Genomic DNA, 3625 nt, shown 5'->3' with positions numbered 1-3625 from the left:
TCTGTCGGTTTCTGTGTCGGTGCTACCGTAGGTGCCTGTGTTGGAGCCTCTGTTGGCTTCTGTGTAGGTGCTGCTGTAGTAGGAGTCGGCTTTGTAGGCTGTTCCTCACCACCACCTGTTCCTGCAAAGTCGTCAGGGCTGTCAGGATTATCAAAATACTGTGTTCCTCCAAATGGAACCTGCAATGAAATAGTTGTTTTGTTGTTACTTTCATCTACTTCACTAATCAATCCGCTGTCATCAACCCATGCTGTTACTGTATGTGTGCCTTCTTCTGCTGTCCAGTATGCACCATCTGAACCATTACCGCCGTTAGCTGTAAGCTGTACGCTTTCTCCCGGCTGTAATCCTGAGTTATATGTATCACTCCATGTAATAGGTGATGGATATGCTTTTCCATCAATCTGGAACTGTACACCAATCTTTGTACCTGCGGCAATTGCCGTATCACCTGCATTTACTACTGTTGCTGTAAACTGAAGCTTATCTCCTGTTGCAATCTTATCCTGTCCATATGTAATATCTGTTACTACCAGATCTCCACCACCTGTTACTCTTTTAACAGTTGTGCTTGAACCTGTATCAGCAACATTTATTTTCTTTGTTCTTGTATTGTTATTTTCATTTAATTCGTCAGGTAACTTGTTTGAATCATCAACAACTGCCTCAACTGTATGACCACCCTTTGTAGCTGACCATGTATTTGTGAGTGTAATGGCTGCTGTAGCCCCTGCCTTAAGTCCTGACTTAAATTTTGTGTATTTAAGTGATGTTGAGCCATCAATTGAAACCTTAACAGGAATTGTAACACCCTCAGGTATGTCAACATTACTATCATTCTTAATCTGCATTGTAAATGTTACTTTATCACCATGTTTAAGAACTGATGAACCGTCTGCATTAGCCCACGCAAGACCTGTTACAATAAGATCATATCCTGTAATTCCATCAAGTGGATTAACTATTCCACCACCCTGCTCACCGTTTACGGCATTTGGATATCCAGGAACAACGTATGTTGTATCTTCGTCGTATACTGTAACTGTGCTGTTTCCTGCAATGTTCTGTGGTGTCTGTCTGTCTGTCCAGTATGGCCATGTTGTATTTGCCTGACCTGCATTATTTGCATACTTATCAGGGCGGATACCTGCAATTTCAAGTCCGTTAAATTTAACGCTTGAACCAGCCGGCTCTCTAATTGCGACAGGTGAATGTGTATTACATGAGAACGTAATGTCCTGTCCTGAAAGACCTGCACCAAAAATCTTTGTATTGTTAAATGTAATTCCACTACAGTTATTGTCTAAAATTCTAATAGCTGTAAATGGTGAATCATAAATCTGTGTATTGTTGAATGTTACATTTTTAACACCCTGCTTAATATCAATAGCCGATAAATCTTCTCCCCAGCTGTCTGAGTTTGTACCACATCTTACAAGAATATTGTTATCAAATGATATTCCTGTAGTGTTGCCAAACTTATAACCCGGGAATGTTGTATTCAAATGAATACCTGATGCCATAAACATATCACATATGTAGTTATTATAAATCTTATGTCCGTCACCACCGTAGATAGCTATACCACCGGCTCTCCAAACAAAGTCAATTGTGTTATATGCAAATATGTTTCCTTTTTCATCCTTTGCATTCATATATGTGTTATTCCACATAGCAAGACCGTCGTCACCATTGTTTCTTATTGAACAATTGTAAACAGCAGCATTGCTGGTACCCTGACAGAAGTTAACACCGTCAGCTAAGTTATTTCTAATTCTACAATTTACTACTTTAACGTCATCGCTATAATCAAGTGCACCATTGTAATCACCAAACCAGAAACCACATTCAAAATGTTCTTCCCATACATCATGGATTACTGTTCCATCTGCAAATATATCCATAAAACATTTATATACTGCATTTTCACCATATCTTGAACGAAGGTTTGAATTAATGTACATATTACAAAATTCAAGGTTCTTACAATAACCATCACCTGATGTTCCATCACCGGCATTTGGGTTACCACCTGAGATACCACCACCAAAAGCTTTTGAGCTGGTAAACTGAAGGTTTGTATACCACATTCCGGCACCTGTAATCTTCATGTTAGAACATCCAATGTTCCACATACCTCTTAAATGAAATGTTCCTTCAGGGAAGTATACATCCATATTGTTTGCATCTGCATCTCTTACAGCTGCTCTGATTGCATCTAAATCATCAATTCCATCATCAGGAATAGCACCGTAATCCTCTACGTTAACTGAATTATCAGGCTGCTCTATAGGATTTGGTACATTTTCAATTTCAAGGAAGTCAACACCGTATTCAACTCCGCTTGCGCCTGTACTCTGAATACGAATTCTATCTCCTTCTTTTAATTGTTTATCTAATTTAAAATGAACCTCATCAAATGCGAAACATCCTGTTCCTCCCGGTGTATCACTTGGGCTTCCACCTGAGAAATACTGCCACATCCAATATGAATTAAGGTTAACTGTCTGTGCATAAGTGCCGTTTACATATACATCAACTGAACCTTTAATACCCATACCATCTGATGAATCAGGCATTGTAAATCTCATAGTTACACCTGAACCTGTTGTGTTCATAGTCCACTCAGCATATGAACCATTACTTGGAAGTGCCACGTAAGACTGCTCTGATGCCTGTGTTGCAATATTGCTCTTAGCCCAGTCTACTGAAGTCTTAAGTGTCGCTCCACCCCCAAGAGTAGCTACTGTTGAATCATATCTTGTGTATGGCATTTCTGCCCCCACTCTGCCACTTGCACTGGTTGCAGGTATTTCGAACTTATCTGCCACGCCAACTGCATTAACCTGTCTGCTTCCAAAATAGCCGTTTACAGGTTGAAATGTCATTGCACATGCTAATACTAATGCACATGCTTTTTTGATACTTCTTCTCATAAATACTTCTCCCTTTTAAAATAAAACCACTATGCGTTTAACGTTAAACTAAACTTAACACGACTAAAGTTTTTTGTCAATTTGTTTAAAACTAATTTTTTTCACATATTTTTCGCATTTATTTTGTGCATTTTGCACAAGTGTTATATATTTATACTATATTTGCATTTATTTTACGTAAAAAATCGTTATTATGCGCTCTTTATACAAAATATGTGTTTTAATATGTTTTAAGTAATATCATTTTTCTTAAATATATCATTATTTAATAACCGATATTAAATAATAAAAAGGAAAGAATAACACCCGACAACTATGTCACCGGGCATTATCCCTTCCTTTTAAAACTTTGAATGTTTTTTATTACTGTACAGTTGATACATCAACAACTGTGTTACTCCAATTGTAATCAACCTGTGCATAATCAGGGTTTACAACCTTAAGGATGTTGTTGTAAAGGTAATCATGGGCTGTGATTGTATTCATCATCTTGTTTGAATACAATGTGTCTGCTATGTCATATACTGAGTATGAGCTTACCTTGCTGTATACATATGTTCCATCACTAAGCTCTGCATATGCTCTTACCTTATACTGTGCTGAGTATTCTTTTGCTGTGTTTGCTCCAAACAGTGTTGTTCTTACAAAGTATGTTGCTGTGTCTGATGATCCGAACTTAACATTTTCTG

General features: G+C 37.8%; 2 protein-coding genes. Both read right to left on the bottom strand.

What is annotated here, in order from left to right; translation table 11 throughout:
* The coding region (locus DWW68_RS11375) for a CARDB domain-containing protein (protein ID WP_199641197.1) at positions 1-2936 on the bottom strand (2936 nt) is incomplete at its 3' end.
* A gap of 363 nt (positions 2937-3299) precedes the next feature.
* Positions 3300-3625, bottom strand: a 326-nt coding sequence (locus DWW68_RS13620) for a hypothetical protein (protein WP_199669485.1), incomplete at its 5' end; no start/stop codon positions are given.

Source organism: Eubacterium sp. AF16-48, assembly GCF_003479405.1.
Lineage (GTDB): Bacteria > Bacillota > Clostridia > Lachnospirales > Lachnospiraceae > Eubacterium_G > Eubacterium_G segne.
The sequence above is the reverse complement of the archived record's forward strand: the minus strand, read 5'-3'. Positions and strand labels throughout refer to the sequence as shown.